Below are 23,329 nucleotides of genomic sequence, written 5' to 3'. Positions count from 1 at the left end.
GGTCGTTTTAGACCAGTCATTTTTTTATTATTCAGCTGTATCTCCTGTTTCTTGATTGTTTTCCTCAGCAGGTTGATTTTCATTTGATTGTGTTTGACGGGCAGCCTCTTCATCGGCAGCTTGTTTTTCGATGTTCGCTACAATTGTTTCATAACGTTTTTGTAATGTCTCATCGGTAAATTTAAAGTTAGCCTCTGAGCGGAATTTAATTAATAATGTCTCTAAACGTAATTGAGTATATTGTTGTTGGCGTGCTAATGACTCAAGTTCTTCTTTCGCATCTTCGAAAGATTTTACTTCAGTTTTTTCTTCAGCTTCTTTATCTGTTGATTCTGATTTTTCAGCTTTATCGGCTTGTGCTTTTTCACCGTATTTTTCATCATATAATTGTTGAAGCATTTCATCTGTAATCGGGTAAGCCTCGGCTAAGGCTGCATCTTGCAATTGAGCGAGTTTGAAATATTCATAAATTTCATCGTCGTTATTTAATCCGTTTTGCGCCATTGCTGTATAATAATTTGTTCCGTAAGCAACTTTAAATTGATCAATTAATTCTTTAATGGCTTTTTTGTCAACTGGATATTTCTTTTCTAATAATTTACCGTCAATTAATGAAATTCCATCAGATAATCCGTAAGCTGGAACTAATTCATTGTATAATTGCTCAACCGTATATTCATGGTCTTTAATTTTAGCAACGACTGAATTACTAGTTTCATTTGATTTTTTATATGTTTTTGAATAATCAGTATATTGCTCTTCTAAGAAGTCGTTCATTAAGACAAATCCTGCTTCTTCACGTTTTTCCGCAAGGGCAGCAACGAACGCTTCATCTGATAATTTTTTCTCACGAAGTTTTTCAGTTAATTCCTCTTTTACTTCTTCAAATGGTTTTTTCTCACCTTCAGAGTATTTATAAATGACGTGATATCCAAATTGTGTTTTAACTGGCTCTGTTGTATACGTTCCATATTCTTTTGCTAACTCTTGGAAAGTAGCTTCTTTATCTTCTGCTTCATCTAATTTTTTAATAATTTCTTTTGCTGTCTTTTCATCAGCCACTAAAATATGGCGAGCTCCAATTTCGTAAGCTCTCTCATATGCTTTTTCAAGTTCTTCATCCGTTACGACTGAAATTTCATCCGCTACTTTTTGGCGATATAAATTTAATTCGATATATTGGCGAAGTTCCGCTTCATCCTTAAATCCTTGAGCAGTTAAAAATTCCTCAAAATTAGCATTTTTTTCTTTATATTGAGCGATGATTTTATCGACTTCCGCTTCATCAATTTCATATTGTTGAGATAAAACATCGAAATCAACTAAGTCTAATAGTGCACCTAATCCCGCTTTGGTTACCATTTTATCAAATACTTGTTGTTTTGTAATATCACCGACATCAGAGGTAATAAATTTTTCATTTCCATTTGGGACACTCATCCCAATTTCGTTTTTATTTGAACAGGCACCGAGAAATAATGTTGTAACAACGGCCGCTGTTGCTAGGAAGTACTTTTTCATTGTGTTCACATCCTCTATTTTGTTTAATTTAACGTTTTTAATCATATCATTTTTCAAATTTTGGAACAATATTTTTTTGGTAGGTTTTTGTGGAATTTGAGTAAAAACATAAACCAAATTGCGAAAAATTCATAGGATATATTAGCTCAGGAAACTGAGTGGAAAGGTTGGAAAGGAGTTGAGATTATGTTCGGAAATGGTTGTGCATTTATCTTAGTTTTATTTATCTTATTAGTTATTATTGGATGCGGATGTGGATGCGGATTCGGTATGTGCTAATCGAAGTAAAATGAGATCCAAGTAATCTTAAGCTCAATTGGGAGCCTATATCTAAATTATGATTAAATTTTAAGGAGAGATTTATTATGTGTGGAAATAACTGTGCATTTATTTTAGTTTTATTTATTTTATTAGTGATCATCAGCTGCTGCTGTGGTAGAATGGTTTGCTAATTAGTAAATAATTTATAGTGATAAAAAGTGAATGGTATCCGCTATTATGTGGGGAAAAGGACCGTAAGGTCCTTTTTATTATGCAAAAATAAGCCTAGGATAGTTTAGAATAGCTATTTCCTTATTATAAGGATAAGAGATAGAGAAGGGATCTTTAATCTCATTCACATGGGTTTGTTAGAAAGTCTTTTTAAATGTCTAAATTGTACTCAAGAGACATATAGTTTATTAGGTGTCAAAAAGAGATTAAATCAGAGGCGATTTATTTGATTTAAGTTTTTTTCAAGTAGATAAACACCGACTTTTTGGTCATCTCTTTGATTCTTAATTATTAAGGAGGAGGTCTCATGAGACAATCAAGTTTAACGCCAGAAAATTATGAAAAGTTGTCACTTTTTATCGAGGCGCATTCGAAAGAGACGGATGGCTTAATGCCGATTTTACATGAAGCACAAAATATTTTTGGGTATATTCCACTTGAGGTTCAAAAATTTATCTCAAGTCGGACGGGAATCTCGGTAGCTAGAATTCATGGAGTCGTTACGTTCTATTCCCAATTTTCAACAACTCCTAAAGGTGAGCATGTGGTCGGGGTTTGCTTAGGAACGGCTTGTTATGTCAAAGGTTCGCAGGCGATTTTAGATAAAATAAAGGCAGAGCTTGGAATTGAACCTGACCAGACAACGGCTGATGGAAAATTTTCATTAGTAGCCACACGTTGTATTGGGGCCTGTGGGTTAGCCCCTGTTATGACGGTAGATGATGAGGTTTATGGAAAGGTGACATTGAAACAAATTGATGACATCTTTAAAAAGTATAACGATGAATGAATCTATCCCATTTTTGTAAGGGGCGAATGAAGCGACAGGGTCGGTTTGAGCCTACCCTCGATGCTTAGAAAATTTGCTTAAATGGGTAAGAATAAAAGGAATGATAGCTGTGAATAGGAGTCCAACTTTTAAATGTTTCCCTATTTATGCGTTAAGTCCCGGGATAGACGATCAACTTCAACAGGTTCATGACCTATATGTAGGTGATTTATTGAGTCACGTGTTAAAGCAGGCTAAACCTCATCAAGTATGGTTAACGGTTCAGAGTCATCCAACGATTGTTGCGGTTGCAAGTTTAAAAAATTTAAGGGCAATTATTGTGGTAGACGGAGTGGAGGTACCGGCAGAAACGATAGAGGCTGCTAGTCAAAATGGAGTTCATTTATTTTCTTCTCCCTTGAGCGCTGTCGAACTTATCAAGTTATTTACATTGAGGGATAGCCAGAGGTATTGAAATGAGATAGTGCGTCTGGTGATTGAGGACAACGATGATGTGGGGGAGGAAAAGAGATGCGGGACTTATCAATGTCTATTTTAGACCTGGCAATGAATTCAATTCGGGCGCATGCAACGGTGATTGAAATTAAGGTCGCGGAAACATTAGAGTGGAACGAACTTGAACTTGAAATTAAGGATAATGGGGTTGGAATGTCGTCACAGGTGTGCAAGGAAGCAACTTATCCTTTTTTTACAACGAAGAGTAATCATAGAGTAGGATTAGGGATTCCGTTACTGATTGAGCGGGCTAAACAGTGTGAAGGAAATGTTCTTATTCAGTCTAGGGAAGGAATTGGAACGAGTGTACGCGCTAAAATGAAGCTCAATCATCTGGATCGTCCACCCTTTGGAAATATCCATCAGACGTTGTATACCATTATTCAGATAGCCCCCACGGTTAATCTGATTTATATGCATCAAAAGGGATCATTGAATTATCAATTTGAGACGCTAAGCGTCAGAGAAGTTGTGGGTGAGGAATTAATGAATCATCCGAATACAATAGCGTGGGTGAAGCGGGAAATTGAGACAAATGATTTTTCATTTACATCCTATTGAGATGAGGGGAGTGATTGGTTGTGAAAACATTAGAGGAGTTGGAGCAAATTCGTAAGCGCACATTAGATGATTTGCATTTAAGACGTCTTGATCAGGCACCGGTCAAAGTAGTGGTTGGTATGGGGACATGTGGTATTGCCTCAGGTGCGAGAGAAGTTTTAAAAGCGTTTGTACACGAGGTGAATCAACAGGGCTTAATGAATGTAATGATCACTCAATCGGGGGAATTTGAAGTGTGCGGAAATGAACCGGTCGTGGAGATTTTTGATCATTTAGGGAAAACAACGTATCTTCAGATGAATGGGGAGAAAGCAAAACACGTTGTCCTAGAACATTTAATGAACGGAAAGGTCGTATCTGAGTTTACGGAAGATAGCACTTCTATTTAGATGTTTTTTGTAAATAAGAGGGGGGAACTTCATGTCAGAATATCGTGCGCATGTTTTGATTTGTGGAGGAACGGGTTGTACGTCTTCACGATCAAAAGAGATTAAACAAGCATTAGAGGAAAAATTAGAAGAGCTCGGACTTGACGAGGAAGTCAAAGTGACGATGACGGGGTGCTTTGGCTTATGTGAAGCGGGACCGATTATGATTGTCTATCCAGAAGGTGTTTTTTATTCTAAGGTAAAGGTAAGCGATGTAGATAAGATTGCAACGGAGCACTTATTAAAAGGACGAATTGTTAAAGAGTTACTTTATAAGGAAGCATTAGTTGATGGTGAGGTTAAATCCGTCAATGAAGTCGAGTTTTATGCAAAACAAACCCGATTAGCTTTAAGAAATTGTGGGAAAATTAACCCTGAAAATATTGATGAGTACATTGCTTACGATGGATATAAGGCATTAGCCAAGGCATTAACTGAAATGACACCTGAGGAAATTATTGATCAAATTAAAACATCAGGTTTACGCGGTCGTGGGGGTGGAGGATTTCCAACCGGATTGAAGTGGGAGTTTACCTATAAGGCAAAAGGAGATCAAAAATATGTGGCTTGTAATGCCGATGAAGGTGACCCAGGAGCCTTTATGGATCGCTCTATTTTAGAGGGAGATCCGCATGCCGTTTTGGAGGCTATGGCTATTGCAGGATATGCCGTAGGTGCTAATACGGGGTATATTTATGTTAGAGCAGAGTACCCTATTGCGGTTAAACGATTGCAGATTGCCATTGAACAAGCCCATGAATACGGAATGCTAGGGGAAAATATTTTTAATACAGGTTTTAATTTTGATATTGAATTACGTTTAGGTGCAGGGGCATTTGTTTGTGGTGAAGAAACAGCTCTTATCGAATCGATTGAAGGAAAGCGGGGAATGCCGCGTCCACGTCCACCTTTTCCAGCGGTTAAAGGGGTATGGGGAAAACCAACATTATTGAATAATGTTGAGACGTATGCGAATGTGTCGCAAATTATTTTAAATGGGGGCGAATGGTTTTCAAGTATTGGAACTGAACGCTCGAAGGGAACAAAAGTATTTGCATTAGGTGGAAAAATTAATAATACGGGACTTGTTGAGATTCCAATGGGAACGACTCTTCGCGAGGTTGTTTACGATATTGGGGGTGGAATTCCGAACGGGAAAAAGTTTAAAGCTGCCCAAACAGGAGGACCATCGGGAGGATGTTTAACTGAGGAATATTTAGATACGGCCATCGATTTTGATAATTTAGTTTCACTGGGTTCAATGATGGGATCTGGGGGATTAATCGTTATGGATGAAGATAACTGCATGGTTGATATCGCCCATTTTTATTTAGATTTTACATGCGATGAATCGTGCGGTAAGTGTACGCCTTGCCGTGAAGGAACGAAACGTATGAAAGAAATTCTAAAAAAAATCACGGAGGGAAAAGGTGAACTTAAAGATTTGGATGAGCTCGAACACTTAGCAAAATATATTAAGGAAAATTCGCTATGTGGTTTAGGTCAATCTGCTCCGAATCCTGTATTGTCAACATTACGCCATTTTAAAGAGGAATATTTAGCGCACGTTGTTGATAAACGTTGTCCGGCAGGAGTTTGTTCAAATTTATTAGAGTATTATATCACTGAGAAATGCATCGGTTGTGGTTCATGTGCGAGATCTTGTCCAGTGCACTGCATTCAACCTATTGGGGAAGTTGTGAATGCTAAAACAGGACGTCGTCGCCATGTGATTGACCCAGAGGCGTGTATTAAATGTGGTTCTTGTATGGCCCACTGTCCGACTAAAATTAGTGCAATTATTAAACGATAGGGGGAGGAAAGATGGGAGTCGTTCATATTACTTTAAATGGAATGCCGTATACGGTTCCTGATACGTATACGATTTTAGAGGCTGCACGCGAGGCAGGGATTAAAATCCCAACCCTTTGTTTTTTGAAAGATTTAAATGAAACAGGTGCTTGTCGAGTGTGCGTTGTTGAAGTGAAAGGCGCTCGTTCGCTCGTAACGGCATGTAATATGAAAGTGAGCGAGGGAATGGAAATTAAAACACATTCAAAACGTGTGTTAGACGCCAGAAAAATGACCGTCGAACTTTTACTTGCTAATCACCGTGTCGAATGTACGACATGTGAACGTAATCATGACTGTGAGTTGAAACAATTGTCTAATGATTTAAATTGTGATACCCATCGGTTTAGTGGAGAATGCCGAGTTCCATTTTATCGGGATGATTCATATTCCATTGTGAGAGATACATCGAAATGTATTTTATGCGGTCGTTGTGTTGCCGCCTGTCGTGAAAAAGCAGGGACAGAAGTGTTAGCCTTTAACCAACGAGGCTTTCAAACGTACATTGGACCAGCCTTTGAGATGAGTATGGATCAAGCAGGGTGTATTCATTGTGGACAATGTATTAATGTTTGTCCAACAGCAGCTCTGTCAGAACATTCAACAATTGATGAGGTCATTCAAGCGATTGATGATCCAGATAAAGTGGTTGTCTTTCAAGTGGCACCTGCCGTCCGTGCTGCTTTAGGTGAAGAGTTTGGCTTACCAATTGGAACTCACGTTGGGGGAAAAATTGCGGCAGCCCTTCGTCGAATTGGCGGCCCAACAGCGAAAGTTTTTGATACTAACTTTAGTGCAGATTTAACCATAATGGAAGAGGCCTATGAATTATTAGATCGTGTTAAAAATAACGGTGTCTTACCCATGATTACTTCATGTTCACCGGGATGGATTCGATTAGCTGAGCAATATCGACCTGAAATTTTACCGCATCTTTCTTCATGCAAGTCACCCCAACAAATGTTTGGTGCGATTTTAAAATCTTATTGGGCGGAAAAAAATCAAGTAGACCCAGCTAACATCTATTGTGTTTCGGTAATGCCATGCATTGCTAAAAAAGGAGAGTTAGAACGAGAAGAGATGAAGACAAACGGCTTGCAGGATGTAGATGCTTCTATCACAACACGTGAACTTGCACGAATGATTCGAATGTACGGTCTTGACTTTGTTCATTTACCTGATGAGGCTTTTGATCAACCTTTAAGTGAATACAGCGGGGCTGGAACCATTTTTGGGGTAACCGGAGGTGTGATGGAGGCCGCCTTAAGAACAGCGGCAGATGTCTTATCTGGACAAAGCCTAGAAGAAATTACTTATCATTCAGTGCGTGGGGTTGATGATTTAAAAGAGGCAACTTTAACGGTGGGGGATTTAACATTGAATGTTGCGGTCGTTCATGGTGGAAAGCATGCCTTAGAACTGGTGGATCAAATTTTAAAAGGTCAAAAACAGTATCACTTTGTAGAAATTATGGGATGTAGTGGTGGATGTGTAGCTGGTGGTGGTCAACCCCATGTACCAGCGTCGCTTTACAATGCAGGAGTCGATGTGAGAAGTAAACGGGCTCAGGCACTTTATAGTGATGATGAGCGACAACATATCCGAAAATCTCATGAAAATCCAGTTATTTCAGCTTTATATCAGGAATATTTAGGCGAACCTAATAGCCATAAGGCACATGAACTCTTACATACAACGTATGTCAAGAGAGATATTTATTCTCAAGACTAGGGAGAGGTTAAAAGAGGGGATTCTACTGAAAGTGAAGGCCGTTATCTTTTCATGAATGGGACCTAGCGTTTGAGTAGGATCCATCGTGTTATAAAAAATCCATTTATGAGCAATAATCTTGGGGTGTGACCGAGTGAAACTTACGAGGGCTCATGGTAAAACTAATGAGTCCTGTAAGTTTTTTTACGAGGTAAAAAAATAATCGTTATAATGTTTTTTAAAAATAAAAGCAAATAACTTTGATAGTTGATAAATGTTAGGTATACTAAGAAAGTAAAGATGAAAAAACGTTCCTTTTATCGAATTAAATCGTTATTTAAGCGAAGGGTAAGAATGGGTTCGATAAGGGGAAAATAAAGGTTTACACCATTAATTGATTATGATGTTAAAAAATGTTAGAATCATAATGGAAGCATTTTACTATCATTGTTTTGAAGAGTTAAGTATAGTATAATGGACATATTTCTAGTTATGAATGAGGGAGGTTAAGTTTTATGTCTAAAGTGTTCCAATCAATGGACGGATGCCAAGCAGCGGCTTATGTTTCGTATGCATTTACAGAGGTCGCAGGAATTTATCCAATTACGCCGTCAACACCTATGGCGGAGTATACAGATTTATGGGCATCACAAGGTAAGAAAAATTTATTTGGAGCTCCAGTGAAATTAGTGGAGATGCAATCAGAAGCGGGGGCAGCTGGAACAGTCCATGGATCGTTACAAGCAGGTGCATTAACAACGACTTATACAGCATCACAAGGGTTATTATTAAAAGTTCCAAACATGTATAAAATTGCGGGTGAATTATTACCTGGAGTTATTCACGTATCGGCTCGTGCGATCGCGGCTCAATCATTATCAATCTTTGGGGATCATCAAGATATTTATGCTGCTCGTCAAACAGGATTTGCTATGTTATCGACAAGTTCTGTTCAAGAGGTGATGGACCTAGGAGGAATTGCTCACTTAGCAGCGATTAAATCAAGTGTTCCATTCTTACATTTCTTTGATGGATTCCGTACATCACATGAAATTCAAAAAATCGAAGTGATGGACTATGCAGAGTTAGGAAAATTATTAGATTATGATAAAGTACGTGAATTCCGCGCTCGTGCGATTAACCCAAATCACCCAGTGACAAAAGGTTCAGCACAAAATGACGATGTTTACTTCCAAACACGCGAAGTTCAAAATAAATATTACGATGCAGTACCAGCCATCGTTGCAGATTATATGGAGAAAATTAGCGAAATTACAGGTCGCGAGTATAAACCATTTATGTATTATGGGGCAGAAGATGCGACTGAAATTATCGTAGCCATGGGATCAATCACAGAAACGATTAAAGAAACAGTTGATTATTTAATTAAAAATGAAGGACGCAAAGTCGGGGTTATTACCGTTCATTTATACCGTCCATTTAGTTCAGAATACTTTTTCAATGTATTACCAAAAACGGTAGAACGTATTGCGGTTTTAGACCGTACGAAAGAACCAGGGGCAACAAGTGAGCCATTATGTTTAGATATCCGTTCAATTTTCCATGGCCGTGAAAATGCTCCAAAAATTGTAGGAGGTCGTTTCGGATTATCTTCTAAAGATACAACACCTTCACATATTGTTGCAATCTATGATAATCTATCAGGTGAAATGAAAGATGACTTCACGGTAGGTATTATTGATGATGTGACGTTTAAATCATTACCAGTTAAAGAAGAAATCATGGTTTTAAATGATGATGTAACCGAAGCGTTATTCTTTGGATTAGGATCAGATGGAACAATTGGTGCTAATAAAAATACAATTAAAATCATTGGAGAAAATACGGATTTATATGCGCAAGCATATTTCGCCTATGATTCTAAGAAATCAGGTGGATTAACACGCTCTAACTTACGTTTTGGAAAAGATGTTATCCGTGCGCCTTATTTAGTTTCTACACCAAGCTTCGTTTCATGTTCAATGGATACATACATTGGAAAATATGATATGATTAGCGGATTACGCCAAGGTGGAACGTTCTTATTAAATACGGTTCATTCAGCAGAAGAGATTGTAGAACATATGCCAAATAGCTTTAAAAAGTTATTAGCACAAAAAGAGGCGAAATTCTATATTATTGATGCCGTGACATTAGCTAAAGAAATTGGATTAGGACGTCGTACAAATACGATTATGCAATCTGCTTTCTTTAAATTAAATGAACAAATTATGCCTTACGCTCGTGCGCAAGAATTAATGAAAAAGTATGTAGAAAAATTATATTCACGTAAAGGTGAGGCTATTATTGCGATGAACTTTGCTGCGATTGATAAAGGGGCAGAGGGATTAGTAGAAGTTACAGTTGATCCTGCATGGGTGAACTTAGCCGACGAAGAGGTAAAAGTTTCTGAAGGACGCCCTCATTTCGTAGAAACAATTGCTGATGTGATTAACCATAGTAAAGGAGATACTTTACCTGTTTCAGCATTTGTTGATTATGCGGATGGAACAATGCCAAATGGAACAGCGGCCTATGAAAAACGTGGAATTGCAAACTTTGTTCCAAAATGGATTGAGGAAAACTGTATCCAATGTAACCAATGTGCTTACGTATGTCCTCATGCGGTTATTCGTCCATTCTTAGTGACTGAGGCTGAAAAGGCGCAAGCGCCAGAAGGAACACGTACATTAAAAGCAATTGGTAAAGGATTAGATGGTTTAGAGTACTGTATTCAAGTTTCAACATTAGACTGTACAGGATGTGAAGTATGTGCCCACATCTGTCCAGGTAAAAAAGGAAATAAAGCATTAGTTATGGTTCCAATTGGTGAAGAGTTAGAAGCAGGGCAAGCTGCTCGTGCGGATTACTTCTTCAACGAAGTGTCTTATAAAGATGATTTATTACCGAAAACAACGGTTAAAGGTTCTCAATTTGCTCAACCATTATTCGAATTCTCAGGAGCATGTGCAGGATGTGGAGAAACGCCATACATTAGTTTATTAACGCGTTTATTTGGTGATCGTATGACTATCGCCAATGCAACAGGATGTTCATCAATCTACGGTGCATCATTCCCTGCAACACCTTATACAACAAACGCTGAAGGGAAAGGTCCTGCATGGGCGAACTCATTATTCGAAGATAATGCAGAGTTTGGATTCGGTATGCACATTGCAGCAGAAACATTACGTAACCGTATCGGATTATTAATGGAAGAAAATATCGAAAAAGTTGATGCTGAATTAGCGGGATTATTTACGAAATGGTTAGATAACCGTAATAGTGGAGAAGTAACAAAAGCATTAGCTCCTCAATTAGAGGTTGCAATTGCAAACTCTTCGAATCAAGAGGTTCAAGAAATTTTAGATTTAAAAGATTACTTAGTTAAACAATCGAACTGGATTATTGGTGGAGATGGATGGGCTTATGACATCGGTTATGGTGGATTAGACCACGTTATCGCTAATAATGAAGATGTTAATATTTTAGTTTTAGATACAGAGGTTTACTCGAATACAGGTGGTCAGTCATCTAAGTCATCGCGTGCCGCTTCAATCGCTAAATTTACAGCGTCAGGTAAAGGTGGTAAGAAAAAAGACTTAGCTGCCATTGCGATGTCATATGGACACGTTTATGTTGCCCAAGTTTCTCACGGTGCAAATCAAGCACAGGTAATCAAAGCAATGATGGAAGCTGAAAAACATCAAGGTCCATCAATTGTTATCGCTTATTCACCATGTATCGCACACGGGATTAAAGGCGGTTTAGCAAACTCAATGAGCCAAGCAAAATTAGCTACTGAATGTGGCTATTGGCCAACATATCGTTTCAATCCTGAGTTATTAGAGGCTGGGAAAAATCCATTACAATTGGATTCAAAAGCTCCAAATTGGGATAAATACCGTGACTTCTTAATGAGTGAAGCTCGTTATGCTCAGGTGACAAAAATTAATCCAGATCATGCAGAGGAGTTGTTAGAGGCTAATCGTAAAGATGCACAACGTCGATTCCGCCAATTACAACGTATGGCTGCTTTAGACTTCTCAGATGAGGTTGAAGTAGAAGAAACAGTAACTGAAGAATAATTTCATACACACGTACTCACACATCAAAAATGTCTAACGTAGGGGAACCCCTCGCGTTAGACATTTTTTTATTGGTTAAATTAACGGATTTAGTCAGGCTAGTGGGGTTTTCTCTCCATTCATTAAAAGACAAAAAAGAACATCTAAGGGTCATAAAAGAAATAAAAATGTCGAGAAAACGTTTTCTTGATAGGTGATGTGTAACGGGTTACGATAAAACAGAATAATTATGAGGTATGTGACAAAAGACGATAAAAATACCGAATCTAGCGTGATAATATTAGGTGGTTCGAAGGTGCTAAGTAGTGCTGAATAAAAATTAATGGCCAGCTTAAACGATAGAAATGGGGGAATTTTTAATGAAGACTTTAGCTATGATTTTAGCAGGAGGGCGTGGGTCACGCTTAGACATTTTATCACTTGGGAGAGCAAAACCAAGCGTTCCATTCGCAGGAAAATTTAGAATTATCGATTTCGTATTGAGTAACTGTTCAAATTCAGAAATCTATGATATTGGGATTTTAACTCAATACTTACCTTTATCATTAAACGAGCATATTGGGGTAGGTCAAGCTTGGGATTTTGACCGTAAAAATACAGGAGTTACATTATTACAACCATGTGAAGGGCATTCATCAGATCAATGGTATACAGGAACGGCGGATGCAATTTTACAAAACATTAGTTATATTAAACGTAAAAATCCGGATAATGTTTTAATTTTATCAGGAGATCATATTTATAAAATGGATTATCGTCCATTAATTGAACAACACATTAATAACAATGCAGATGTAACCGTTTGTGCACAAGAAGTAGATTGGGCGGAAGCTTCACGTTTTGGAATTTTAACAGATGATGAGAACGGACGTATTGTAGAATTCGCTGAAAAACCAGCAGAACCTAAAAGTAATTTAGCTTCTATGGGAATTTATGTGTTTAAAACAGATGTATTAATCAATACATTACAACATCTTAAAAAAGAGGGATTAGATTTTGGTAGCGATGTTATCCCACATTTAATTGAGCATGGACACGTCTATTCTTACCGCTTCCGTGATTATTGGAAAGATGTTGGAACTTATGAATCATATTTAGAGGCTAACTTAGAATTAACAACAACTGTTGATCAAATTCAATTAGACATGTATGATCCAAATTGGATTATTCATACAAAGAGCGAGGAAAAACCAACAGCTAAATTTGGTTCAAAAGCTCAAGTTTGCCAAAGTTTAATTTCAAATGGATCAATCGTCGCTGGATCAGTTACAAAGTGCGTGGTAAGTCCAGGTGTTCATATTCATCCAAATGCAATTGTTCGTAATAGTATTATTATGAATGACACAATTATTGAAGAAGGATGTGTCATTGACGGAGCAATCATTGATAAAGAATGCGTCATCGGTAAAGGAAGTATTATTGGACGCGGAGCAGTATCATGTGCAAATGAAGATAAACCAAAAGTATTATCTAGTGGTTTAAATGTTATTGGTAAAGGGGTACGTCTACCTGAGGGAACAATTGTTGAAAGAAACGTTCGTATCTTCCCACATGTTTCAGAAGAAGACTTCAATGATAAAATCATCACTTGTGGTCGTACAATCTATCCTGCTAAGGAGGCCTAAGCCGGTGAAAGTTGCATTTGTCTCGTCAGAAGTTTATCCATTTATTAAAACGGGGGGGCTAGCCGATGTGGCATACGCCCTTCCAAAAGCATTAGCCAAACAAGGTCATGATGTTTGTGTGATTTTGCCGGGCTATAAACAAATCCCAGAAGGGTTATTAAAAGGGGCCTATTGGGTGACGAATGTTGAAGTCATGGGGAAAATGTTCTGGATTAACTGTGTTGAATTAGAGGGAATCAAATATTATTTAATGTTTGAACCTTTATTTTCAAATCGTGATTCTATCTATGATTGTCCGGACCGTGATTACCAATTTGCAATGTTCTGTGAGGTTACGTTAAGGTTATTGAAAAATATTAACTTCCAGCCAGATATTATTCATACAAATGATTGGCAAACAGGATTGATTCCATTCTTTATGAATCAACGCTATTATGCGGATCCATTTTACTATAATACCAAAACGGTCTATACCATTCATAACTTACGATTCCAAGGTCAATTTTCATCGCATGCTGTTCGCCATCTAGGCTATCGTTTTGATGATATTCAAATTAACTACATGCAGTTAGGAATCCAGTATGCGAATAAGGTAACAACGGTTAGCGAAACGTATGCGAAAGAAATTCTAACTGATTTTTATGGAGAGAATCTAAATCATATTTTAAAAATGCGTCAAGCGGATTTAACAGGAATTGTTAATGGAATTGATGTGGATTTATTTAATCCAGAAACGGATCCGGCATTAGTTTCTCCATATACCGTTGAAACGCTTGAATTAAAGGCTAAAAATAAAGAAGAGTTACAACAGCGCTTTAATTTAGAAGTAAATCCTGATATTCCATTAATCGGTATTATCACTCGATTAGACTCACAAAAAGGGCTTGATTTAATCACACACATTTTAGAAGAGCACTTAATTTATGATCGCGTACAGTTTTTCTTACTTGGATCAGGGGAAGCGAAATACGAACAATATTTCCAATGGATTCGCGATAAATACCCAAATCAAGTTGGAATCTATTTAGGATATAACGGAGAGCTTGCTAATTTAGTTTATGGAGCAAGCGATATGTTCTTAATGCCGTCATTATATGAGCCATGTGGATTATCACAATTAATTTCACTCCGTTACGGAACGGTTCCGATTGTACGTGAAACGGGAGGATTAAACGATACGGTTCATTCGTACAACGAAGAAACAATCGAAGGAAACGGATTTAGTTTTACAAATTACAATGCACACGATATGCTACACACACTTCGCCGCGCGGTAAATTATTATCGTCAAGATAAAGATGTTTGGCGCCAATTGATGGTTGCAGGGATGACAGGAGATTATTCTTGGGAAAATTCGGCCCAACGCTATGTTGAATTATATCAATCAATGATGGATCAACCATTAGAAAGCATAAAAGCAAGCTAACTTGCTTTTATGCTTTTTTTTCTCATATAACCGAGAAATAACCATCGGTTTCAGATAACGATTAATTATCAGCGATGATAAACTGCCACGTAGAATGGTTCTAATTTTTGATAAGGTGAGAATTTAATGTATGAGGAGGATTCTCGTTTGTCATTAGGATGGTTGTTATTGTTATCCTGTTGAAGGAATGACGCAACGTCAATGGAAGGCCATTTTTGAAAAAGTTAAATTTATGAAAGGCAGTGGGTTATGGGAACAATCTTTTTCTTTGCTTAGAAGGTGTGCGGGGAAGTAGAGTTTTTTTGAGATTAAAAGAGGGGGGATGTTTAAGGACCCTCTCTTTGTCTTATAATAGGAAATAACGGGAGACATAGAGCGCGTATTTTGAAAATGTTCGTCATTTTTAATATAGAATATGATAAAATAGCATATATATTTAAATGTCGAATGACTAGGTGAAAAGGTGATAATATGTCAGTGGATAAAAGTAAAATTGAAACAGCGGTTAAGATGATTTTAGAAGCAGTTGGAGAGGATCCAAATCGACCAGGAATCATTGACACACCAGCGCGTGTCGCACGTATGTATGAAGAAGTTTTCTCAGGGTTACATGAGGATCCGAAAAAACATTTAGAGGTTTATTTTAGTGAGGAATATGATCAATATGTCGTTGTTCAAGATATCGTTTTCCATTCGATGTGTGAGCATCATTTACTGCCATTTTTCGGACGAGTTCATGTGGCTTATTATCCGGAAAATAATGAGGTTGTTGGATTAAGTAAAATTGCACGTGTAACAGACGTCATTTCAAGAAGACCTCAACTTCAAGAACGTATGGGAAAACAGATAGGAGATACAATTGCGAATTCGATTCAATCTAAAGGGGTCATGGTAGTCATCGAGGCTGAACATATGTGCATGGTGATGCGCGGCATTAAGAAACCTGGTGCAATCACGAAAACTATTTATAGCACTGGAATTTTTAAAGAAGATTTAGCGATGAGACAGGAAGTGTTAAATTTAATAAAAGGATAAGGAGGAATAGGATGCGTTATTTATGTAGCGGTGAATCACATGGTCCACAGTTAACGGCTATTATTGAAGGGGTTCCTGCGGGGCTTTTGTTAACTGAAGAGATGATTAACAAAGATCTTAAACTCCGTCAACAAGGCTATGGACGTGGCGATCGAATGAAGATAGAAAGTGACCAAGTGCAGATTACAAGTGGGGTACGCCATGGGATGACACTTGGATCGCCTATTACACTCGTTATAAAGAATAAGGATAATAAAAATTGGTCAGAGGTCATGGCTATTGAGCCAATTCCTTCATTAGAATACGACATTAAAAAGGTTCCACGACCTGGACATGCGGATTTAGTAGGGGCGATGAAATACGGACACCGTGATTTAAGAAATGTATTAGAGCGTTCCTCAGCCCGTGAGACGGCCATTCGCGTTGCCGTTGGTGCTGTTGCTAAACAAATTTTAGCGGCGCTAGGAATTGAGGTTCTTTCGCACGTTTTACAAATTGGAAAGGTTTCAATCGGGGAAACGCATTTATCCTTTGACGAAATTAAAGAGGCTATTCAAGACTCGCCTGTTCGATGTGTGGACCCGATTGTTTCTGCTAAGATGTGTGCACATATCGATGATGCGAAAAAACAAGGGGATTCAGTAGGAGGAATCGTTCAGGTTCTCGCTAAAAATGTGCCACCGGCCCTTGGAACCTATGTTCAATTTGATCGTAAGTTAGACGCCAAAATTGCGGCCGCTTTTATCGGGGTTCAGTCGGTAAAAGGGGTGTATTTTGGTGATGCGATGCTTTCAAGTTCTTCTTTTGGAAGTGAGGTTCATGACCAAATTGCCTATGACCAAGGATTTATACGAACGAGTAATCACTACGGTGGCTTCGAGGGTGGAATGACTAATGGAATGCCATTGGTTGTCCATGCGATGATTAAACCTATTCCAACGTTATACCAACCCTTGAATTCGATTCATATAGAAACGAAAAAGGTTGAAAAGAGTATGATTGAGCGATCAGATAGTTGTGTGGTGCCGGCGGCCGGAATTGTCCTAGAATCTGTGCTTGCGATGGAGTTAGCCCGTGAAATTTTAGAGGAGTTTGGATCAAATCAAATGTCAAACTTAGTAGAGGCGATGAATCGTCATCGTCAAGCGATGAGGGATTTTTAATGAAACAATTACAAGTTAAAACGTCATCAAGTGAATATCCCATTTACATTGGGGAAGACTGCCTAAGTGTCCTAGCGCCTTTTTTACAACAGGCAACTCAAACGATTGTTGTGACCGATCAAACAGTCTATGATTTACATTATCAAAAGTTATCACACGTATTGCCGGAAAATACGATAACTTATATTATTACTCCCGGGGAAAGCTCAAAAAGCTTTGATTGTTATCATCAGATTCAGACGTTCCTTATCGAAAGTCAAGTCGATCGTCAAGCCTGTTTACTTGCCTTCGGTGGGGGCGTTGTGGGCGATTTAGCTGGATTTGTTGCCGCGACTTATATGAGAGGGATAGATTTTATTCAAATTCCAACGACATTACTGGCCCATGATAGTGCTATTGGAGGGAAGGTCGCTATTAATCATGAATTAGGAAAAAATTTAATTGGCGCTTTTTATCCCCCAAAAGCCGTGGTTTATGATTTGCGTTTTTTAAGAACACTATCGGAAAAGGAATGGCGATGTGGGTTAGCAGAGATGGTTAAGCATGGATTTATTGCGAATCCCTCTTTACTTCGTCAGTTGCTACAAATTCAATCGTTAGATGCCCTTTTGGACGAGACTTTTGCCCAGTTATTAATTCAAAGCCTCATGGTGAAAATGGAAATTGTTCAAATGGATGAGTTTGAACAGGGATGTCGTGCCTATCTAAATTTTGGTCATACATTTGGACATGCCATTGAATTAGATGAAAAGGAACTTTCCCATGGAGAGGCCGTTGCGATTGGTATCTTATTTTCGCTTTACTTAAGTGAACATATTTTTGGTATTGATTTAGCTATCGGTCAATATTTGACCTATTTAAAACGACTGCATTTCCCACTTCCGTTTAACGTCGATCATGCTAAACGGTATTTAGGGTACATGATGCATGATAAAAAAAATCAACGAAAACAGGTGCGCTTCGTCTTGCTAAATCAACTAGCTAAACCCGAGTTGGTTTCATTTTCGATAGCGGGGCTTGAAACGTTACTTAAACAATTTCTTAGCGAATTCACGACGAAGGAGGAGCGTGTATGTCACTAAAAGGAAGTTTAACGGTAGCTTCAGATAAGTCGATTACTCATCGTGCTATTATATTTAGTAGCCTTTCAAAGGGAACAACCCAGATTTATAACCCACTTCTTGGGGAAGATTGTCTAAGTACACTTGAAATATTTAAAAGCTTTGGCGTTAAATCTCACATTGAGAATAACTGTTTAACGATTACGAGTCCGGGAATCGACTCCTTTGAGATTGAGTCTCCAGTTTTAGATGCTAAAAATTCCGGGACGACAGCGCGCCTATTAATGGGCGTGTTTCCTTATTTGAAAAAACCGGTGACATTAATCGGGGATGACTCTTTATCAAGGCGGCCAATGAGACGGGTAGTGACCCCGCTTTCTCAAATGGGAGCGCGCATTGAATTAAAGGAGGAAGCAACGCTTCCGGCTCATATCTTTCCAAGTCACTTAAGTGGTATCTCGTATGTATTACCTGTTGCTAGCGCACAAGTTAAATCGGCGGTGATGTTAGCGGGGATGTTAGCAAAGGGAAGAACAACGATTAGTGAACCGATTCCCACGAGAGATCACACCGAAAAGATGTTTGAAGATTTTAAAATTCACTATCAAAAGCTCAATCGAGTGATTACGATTGAGGGCCCTCAAATGCCCCAAACACCTGGAGAAGTTTTTGTACCTGGAGATATTTCTTCTGCGGCCTTTTTTATAGTTGCCGCACTGATTGTTCCTGGAAGTGAAATTATCATAAATAATGTGGGAATTAATGAAACGAGATCCGGGATTATTGACGTTATTCAGTCGATGGGAGGAAATTTGACCCTTCTTAACCCACGTTATTTTGGAGGCGAGCCTGTAGCTGATTTAAAGGTAGAGTATACGCCTCGTCTAACGGCAACGGTTATTGAGGGAGAGTTGATTCCACGCTTAATTGATGAAATTCCTATCTTAGCCTTGCTTGCAACTAGAGCGGTTGGAACAACAGTCATTAAGGATGCTGAGGAGTTAAAGGTTAAAGAAACGAATCGTATCGATGTAACTGTTCAGCAATTGTCATCGATAGGAGCTAAGATTAAGGCGACAGAAGACGGAATGATTATTGAGGGAAATCCTATGGAGGATTTTTGCGAGGCTAAGGTATCTAGCCATAAAGATCATCGTATTGCGATGATGCTTTGCGTCGCTTCACTCTTATTAGAAAAACCATTAGTTATTGAAGATGTTGAGTCTATGAATATATCTTATCCGGACTTTTTACAACATTTACAAGCGTTATCAGAAAATTAGAGGTGTTAAAATGGCAATTGAATATTTTATTGAAAAATACGAACAAGGACAATTAACAGAGGATATCATTGAGAAAATGCAACATTTTGCATTTGATGCAACGGACGATGAAATTTTTATTATTGCACAAATTTTTGCTGCTATTTCTCATGTTTCAAAGGCCATTGAACTCGTTGAACCGTTGCTCGCTAAATATCCTAATGAGGTGAACTTAAAAACCTTTTTAGCCGACTTATATTTAGACTTAGCAGAAGATGAAAAAGCGTTAGAGCTTTTATCTGGAAGCGACGAAGAAACAAATGTTAGTGTATTATTATTAGAGGCCGACATGTATATCGCTCAGGGACTATTTGAAGTTGCTGAAGATAAATTAAAAAAGGCGCTTGCCCTAGAACCTAAGAATGATTTAATTCACTTAGCGTATGCTGAATTTTACTATCATATTGGGGCTTTTGAACAAGCGTTAGATTTATACTTAGATTTGATTGAATGTGCCTTAAATGCAGAGGTTAACGTCTATGATCGATTAGCAACATGTTATAGTCATATCGGTGAGTTTGAACAGGCACTTCAACAATTTAACTTATCAGAAAAGTACTTTGGAAAATTAAATACAGATCAATTATTTAACAAAGGGTTTCTTGCGTATCAAGTAGGGGACTATTCATTAGCTAAGCGCACGTTTAATGAGCTCAAAGAACTTGATCCTAGCTATGACACGATTTACCCATTACTCGGTAAGATATATTTAAAGGAAGAAGAGGCGAATCGGGCCCTTGAAGTGATTCAGGAGGGAATTAAACATAATGAGTTTAATGCCGAACTCTACTTTTTAAAAGGAGAAGCGCTTGAACAATTAAAGGATTTAGAAGGAGCGCGTGATGCGTACTATGAAACATTAAATTTAGATCCTGAAGATGTCGAGGCTGCTTTAAGAGGAAATCGTATCTGTTTAGCCCTTCACGACTATGAGGAAGTGGTCCATAATGTTCACCATTATGAGGAAAATGGACTATTTGATGATCATTTTGAATGGGATTTAGCTATCGCCTTTTTAGAGTTAGAAGACTATGATCAAGCGGCGGCTTCTTTTGAAAAGGCATGGATGAATTATAAGGACAATCCTGACTTTTTATTCGATTATGCTCAGTTTTTAATTGAGGAAGGGCGCCAAAGCGAGGCAGTAACTCACTTAGAAACTATTTTACGTTTGGATGCCACATTAGCACCAGCACGAGAGTTATTAGAGAATTTGATGTAACAATTGTATAAAACTCAAAAAAGATTTCATGGTCTTTAAAGATTAACTTTTAAATGGTGTATAATAAGTTTAGTGTTAATCGAGTAGAGGTGATTGAACAATGTTCTTATATTATGGAGGTTATTACGGTGGATACGGGATGGGTTCGCATTCATCGTATTGGATTTATTTATTAATTGCTTTATTAGTTCCGATGTTAGCGCAGGCGTATTTATCATCAACATTTAATCAATATTTACGTGTCCGTGCTTCATCTGGGTTAACGGGAGCAGATGTGGCTCGTCGTATTCTAGATCGTAATGGATTAATGGACGTTCATTTAACAGAAGTTGGAGGACGCCTGAGTGATCATTATGATCCTACACGTAAAACCGTTCGCTTATCTCATGATATTTACTACGGAACATCGCTTGCAGCCTTAGCGGTAGCGGCCCATGAATGTGGTCATGCGATTCAGCATGCGAATGCCTACGCTCCTTTGCAATTCCGTTCGGCAATGTTTCCTATTGTGAATTTTGCTAATAAATTTGGATATTTAGCCATTTTATTAGGATTTATTTTCGGTGGATCTCAATTTCTATTATTAGGGATTATCCTCGTTGGGATTACCGTCTTATTTCAGTTGGTTACGTTGCCCGTTGAATTTAATGCTTCGGCACGCGCTTTAAACCAGCTTTCAGAGATGAATATTTTATATAGCGGAGAAGAAAAAGCGGGGGCACGAAAAGTGTTAACGGCAGCAGCATTAACTTATGTTGCAGGAGCAGTGGTGGCCGTTGCGGAGTTATTACGTTTAATTATGATTTTTAATTCACGTCAAAATGACTAAAAAAAGGAGATTAACTTAATAGTCAATCTCCTTTTTTCGTATTCATTCCTGAAAATATAAAAAAAGACATCATTAGGGGGAGGATGTCTTTTTTTAAAGTAGCATATTTTATAGAAACAGAAGAAGAATGGAATTCTTCTTTTGGAATGATTTAATTATATCACATATTTTATTAAAATCAAACATTTTTCACCATTTTTTGATAAAATATGTCGATTTTTATCTTAATTGTAATGGAATGATCTTAAAATTAGGTGAAATGGATAACTTAATCAGATGACTATCTGACTGAATTGATGATGTGTTAACAAATAAACATCTGATGTGATGAAGGCGGGGGACTTAACCGCTGTTAAATGATGATGTTTTAAGAAATAAACGGTCGTATAACAAAATTTGTTTTTAAACCGAACATAGCGCTTTTCATAGGATATAATTTCGATATATTTGGTGTCGTGTTTATCGATGATGGGAATCAACTCTTTTTTAATCATCATTCCTTCAAGAAATTCATTCTCATTTTCTTGTTCTGGTTCAAGTTGCTGAATGTAACAATTAGATCCTTCAATTGATTTAACATTTTGCCGCATCTCGCCAATAAAAGATTCATGGGTTTGGATGAGATCATAAAGAGAAAGATAGTCACAATTGGCCCTTTGAAATAAAAGGGCGGGAGGATCCTCATAATTACCATTGACATTAAACTCTAGCATGCCGTAATGGATCATCCGTCCGAATGTAACCTTTTGATCGATAGCCATTCCATTCTCTAAAATAAGATACTTCTTCATCATAAAGTTAGCGGGCGAATCTTTTATTTCGATTTTTTGAGTGATAAATTCGAAAATACCAATCATGTTGGATTCTAGTAATAACGTTTTACAGTGATCGCATTCTGAGACAGTGAGCATAAAGGAATGCCCCTCAAATTCAGGGGAATCCGATGCCCGCGTCACAAACGGGGTATTTAAAATTTGTTGCATCTAAGGAACCTCCTTATTTATTCTCTTTTAAATGGATTAGAATGATCTATTAATAGCATAATGGGGGTCCTTTTAAAAGAGGGGGCTAGAATAAAAATTAAAAAACAACTGGTTTCAGGGAAGAAAATCCAGTTGTTTAATGAAAGATATTATTTTTTATTAAAGAAGGAGTTTTGGTGGAAGTTTCTCAAACTCAATAAGTGGAGAATCTAGGATGTCAATCAACGAAGTTGTTGTCTCCACTTATAGGGAGTTAATTATTCTGTTCTATCTAGCTGCTTTCCCTACACTTAAGTTATGGACTAATTAATCAATTTTTATTCAGTCCTTCATTAAAATTTATAAAAAAAACGTTCGGGGGGACGAACGTTTTTTTAGGAGAGAGTAATATGAAGTTTTTAGGGGGGGAGTAAGTTTAAAACTTACCCTTATAATATGGACAATAATCAAAAAAATATTCAGACAAATAAAGAAATAAAAAAAATATTCAAAAGGGTTAGAAAATCAAAACTCCTTAAATTGAAAAAGCGTTCATGGGGGGGATGAACGCTTTTTCAAATTTAATAAATTTAGGAAGAGTTATATGTGAAAAATATTTTAGGGAGTGTAAGCTTATCACTTACACTTCTGTTATTGGCAAAATAAGTAAGAAATATTCACGGCTTTAAATCTTTTTATTAAATTATATGTTTGGGATCTTTAGCTAGCTGGGCTGGCGGGTAATTTT

At 37.7% G+C, this 23,329-nt stretch carries 19 protein-coding genes; 17 read left to right on the top strand and 2 right to left on the bottom strand.

The window, feature by feature from the left end:
- Positions 1-27: 27 nt before the first annotated feature.
- Complete coding sequence (locus tag AC6I0I_RS08290) at positions 28-1,521, bottom strand: peptidylprolyl isomerase (RefSeq protein WP_497993575.1); 1,494 nt, start codon at positions 1,519-1,521, stop codon at positions 28-30.
- A 186-nt stretch (positions 1,522-1,707) separates the two neighbouring features.
- Here AC6I0I_RS08290 and AC6I0I_RS08285 point away from each other — a divergent pair, with 186 nt between their 5' ends.
- The 17 genes from AC6I0I_RS08285 to AC6I0I_RS08205 all read left to right on the top strand — a co-directional run bounded on the left by AC6I0I_RS08285 (position 1,708) and on the right by AC6I0I_RS08205 (position 21,619).
- Entirely contained in the window at positions 1,708-1,800 is a 93-nt protein-coding gene (locus tag AC6I0I_RS08285) for a YjcZ family sporulation protein (protein ID WP_161831122.1), read from the top strand.
- An 86-nt stretch (positions 1,801-1,886) separates the two neighbouring features.
- Positions 1,887-1,973: a YjcZ family sporulation protein gene (locus AC6I0I_RS08280; protein ID WP_161831246.1), complete on the top strand. Its 87-nt coding sequence runs from the start codon at positions 1,887-1,889 to the stop codon at positions 1,971-1,973.
- A gap of 347 nt (positions 1,974-2,320) precedes the next feature.
- Positions 2,321-2,803, top strand: coding sequence for an NADH-quinone oxidoreductase subunit NuoE family protein (locus AC6I0I_RS08275; protein ID WP_161832289.1), 483 nt, complete (start codon positions 2,321-2,323; stop codon positions 2,801-2,803).
- Between the two features lie 109 nt (positions 2,804-2,912).
- Positions 2,913-3,257, top strand: coding sequence for a hypothetical protein (locus AC6I0I_RS08270; protein WP_161832288.1), 345 nt, complete (start codon positions 2,913-2,915; stop codon positions 3,255-3,257).
- A 56-nt stretch (positions 3,258-3,313) separates the two neighbouring features.
- Positions 3,314-3,859, top strand: coding sequence for an ATP-binding protein (locus AC6I0I_RS08265; RefSeq protein ID WP_262953875.1), 546 nt, complete (start codon positions 3,314-3,316; stop codon positions 3,857-3,859).
- 20 nt (positions 3,860-3,879) lie between these two features.
- On the top strand, positions 3,880-4,248 hold the full coding sequence (locus AC6I0I_RS08260; protein WP_262953874.1) for a (2Fe-2S) ferredoxin domain-containing protein: 369 nt from the start codon (positions 3,880-3,882) through the stop codon (positions 4,246-4,248).
- 31 nt (positions 4,249-4,279) lie between these two features.
- Positions 4,280-6,100: an NADH-quinone oxidoreductase subunit NuoF gene (gene nuoF / locus AC6I0I_RS08255; RefSeq protein WP_262953873.1), complete on the top strand. Its 1,821-nt coding sequence runs from the start codon at positions 4,280-4,282 to the stop codon at positions 6,098-6,100.
- Positions 6,101-6,111: 11 nt separating this feature from the next.
- Positions 6,112-7,869, top strand: a complete 1,758-nt coding sequence (locus AC6I0I_RS08250; protein ID WP_161832284.1) for an NADH-dependent [FeFe] hydrogenase, group A6 — start codon at positions 6,112-6,114, stop codon at positions 7,867-7,869.
- A gap of 494 nt (positions 7,870-8,363) precedes the next feature.
- Positions 8,364-11,936: a pyruvate:ferredoxin (flavodoxin) oxidoreductase gene (gene nifJ / locus AC6I0I_RS08245; protein ID WP_161832283.1), complete on the top strand. Its 3,573-nt coding sequence runs from the start codon at positions 8,364-8,366 to the stop codon at positions 11,934-11,936.
- A 359-nt stretch (positions 11,937-12,295) separates the two neighbouring features.
- Positions 12,296-13,561: a glucose-1-phosphate adenylyltransferase gene (gene glgC / locus AC6I0I_RS08240; RefSeq protein ID WP_161832282.1), complete on the top strand. Its 1,266-nt coding sequence runs from the start codon at positions 12,296-12,298 to the stop codon at positions 13,559-13,561.
- Between the two features lie 4 nt (positions 13,562-13,565).
- On the top strand, positions 13,566-14,987 hold the full coding sequence (locus AC6I0I_RS08235; RefSeq protein ID WP_262950701.1) for a glycogen synthase: 1,422 nt from the start codon (positions 13,566-13,568) through the stop codon (positions 14,985-14,987).
- A 471-nt stretch (positions 14,988-15,458) separates the two neighbouring features.
- Positions 15,459-16,022, top strand: a complete 564-nt coding sequence (gene folE / locus AC6I0I_RS08230) for a GTP cyclohydrolase I FolE (RefSeq protein ID WP_161832280.1) — start codon at positions 15,459-15,461, stop codon at positions 16,020-16,022.
- Between the two features lie 11 nt (positions 16,023-16,033).
- Positions 16,034-17,185, top strand: coding sequence for a chorismate synthase (gene aroC, locus AC6I0I_RS08225; protein ID WP_161832279.1), 1,152 nt, complete (start codon positions 16,034-16,036; stop codon positions 17,183-17,185).
- Positions 17,185-18,267: a 3-dehydroquinate synthase gene (gene aroB / locus AC6I0I_RS08220; protein WP_161832278.1), complete on the top strand. Its 1,083-nt coding sequence runs from the start codon at positions 17,185-17,187 to the stop codon at positions 18,265-18,267. Before aroC ends, aroB begins: the two co-directional genes overlap by 1 nt.
- On the top strand, positions 18,258-19,529 hold the full coding sequence (aroA, locus tag AC6I0I_RS08215) for a 3-phosphoshikimate 1-carboxyvinyltransferase (RefSeq protein ID WP_262950702.1): 1,272 nt from the start codon (positions 18,258-18,260) through the stop codon (positions 19,527-19,529). The genes aroB and aroA overlap by 10 nt, the downstream gene beginning before the upstream one ends.
- 10 nt (positions 19,530-19,539) lie before the next feature.
- Positions 19,540-20,790, top strand: a complete 1,251-nt coding sequence (locus AC6I0I_RS08210; protein ID WP_161832276.1) for a tetratricopeptide repeat protein — start codon at positions 19,540-19,542, stop codon at positions 20,788-20,790.
- 100 nt (positions 20,791-20,890) lie between these two features.
- On the top strand, positions 20,891-21,619 hold the full coding sequence (locus tag AC6I0I_RS08205; protein ID WP_262950703.1) for a zinc metallopeptidase: 729 nt from the start codon (positions 20,891-20,893) through the stop codon (positions 21,617-21,619).
- Positions 21,620-21,891: 272 nt separating this feature from the next.
- Here the strand turns inward: AC6I0I_RS08205 and AC6I0I_RS08200 are convergent, their stop codons facing one another.
- On the bottom strand, positions 21,892-22,602 hold the full coding sequence (locus tag AC6I0I_RS08200) for a hypothetical protein (protein ID WP_161832274.1): 711 nt from the start codon (positions 22,600-22,602) through the stop codon (positions 21,892-21,894).
- Positions 22,603-23,329 lie beyond the last annotated feature (727 nt).

This window comes from Turicibacter sp. St.80E1 (genome assembly GCF_059728495.1).
This window is presented reverse-complemented; position numbering and strand designations above follow the sequence as displayed.

Bases quoted from the DNA above. Each gene is read 5' to 3' on its own strand.
- aroA (WP_262950702.1), top strand. From the start codon at position 18,258: ATGTCACTAAAAGGAAGTTTAACGGTAGCTTCAGATAAGTCGATTACT.
- AC6I0I_RS08290 (WP_497993575.1), bottom strand. From the start codon at position 1,521: ATGAAAAAGTACTTCCTAGCAACAGCGGCCGTTGTTACAACATTATTT.
- AC6I0I_RS08280 (WP_161831246.1), top strand. From the start codon at position 1,887: ATGTGTGGAAATAACTGTGCATTTATTTTAGTTTTATTTATTTTATTA.
- AC6I0I_RS08250 (WP_161832284.1), top strand. From the start codon at position 6,112: ATGGGAGTCGTTCATATTACTTTAAATGGAATGCCGTATACGGTTCCT.
- AC6I0I_RS08200 (WP_161832274.1), bottom strand. From the start codon at position 22,602: ATGCAACAAATTTTAAATACCCCGTTTGTGACGCGGGCATCGGATTCC.
- nifJ (WP_161832283.1), top strand. From the start codon at position 8,364: ATGTCTAAAGTGTTCCAATCAATGGACGGATGCCAAGCAGCGGCTTAT.
- folE (WP_161832280.1), top strand. From the start codon at position 15,459: ATGTCAGTGGATAAAAGTAAAATTGAAACAGCGGTTAAGATGATTTTA.
- aroC (WP_161832279.1), top strand. From the start codon at position 16,034: ATGCGTTATTTATGTAGCGGTGAATCACATGGTCCACAGTTAACGGCT.
- AC6I0I_RS08275 (WP_161832289.1), top strand. From the start codon at position 2,321: ATGAGACAATCAAGTTTAACGCCAGAAAATTATGAAAAGTTGTCACTT.
- aroB (WP_161832278.1), top strand. From the start codon at position 17,185: ATGAAACAATTACAAGTTAAAACGTCATCAAGTGAATATCCCATTTAC.
- AC6I0I_RS08210 (WP_161832276.1), top strand. From the start codon at position 19,540: ATGGCAATTGAATATTTTATTGAAAAATACGAACAAGGACAATTAACA.
- AC6I0I_RS08265 (WP_262953875.1), top strand. From the start codon at position 3,314: ATGCGGGACTTATCAATGTCTATTTTAGACCTGGCAATGAATTCAATT.
- AC6I0I_RS08285 (WP_161831122.1), top strand. From the start codon at position 1,708: ATGTTCGGAAATGGTTGTGCATTTATCTTAGTTTTATTTATCTTATTA.
- nuoF (WP_262953873.1), top strand. From the start codon at position 4,280: ATGTCAGAATATCGTGCGCATGTTTTGATTTGTGGAGGAACGGGTTGT.
- AC6I0I_RS08205 (WP_262950703.1), top strand. From the start codon at position 20,891: ATGTTCTTATATTATGGAGGTTATTACGGTGGATACGGGATGGGTTCG.
- glgC (WP_161832282.1), top strand. From the start codon at position 12,296: ATGAAGACTTTAGCTATGATTTTAGCAGGAGGGCGTGGGTCACGCTTA.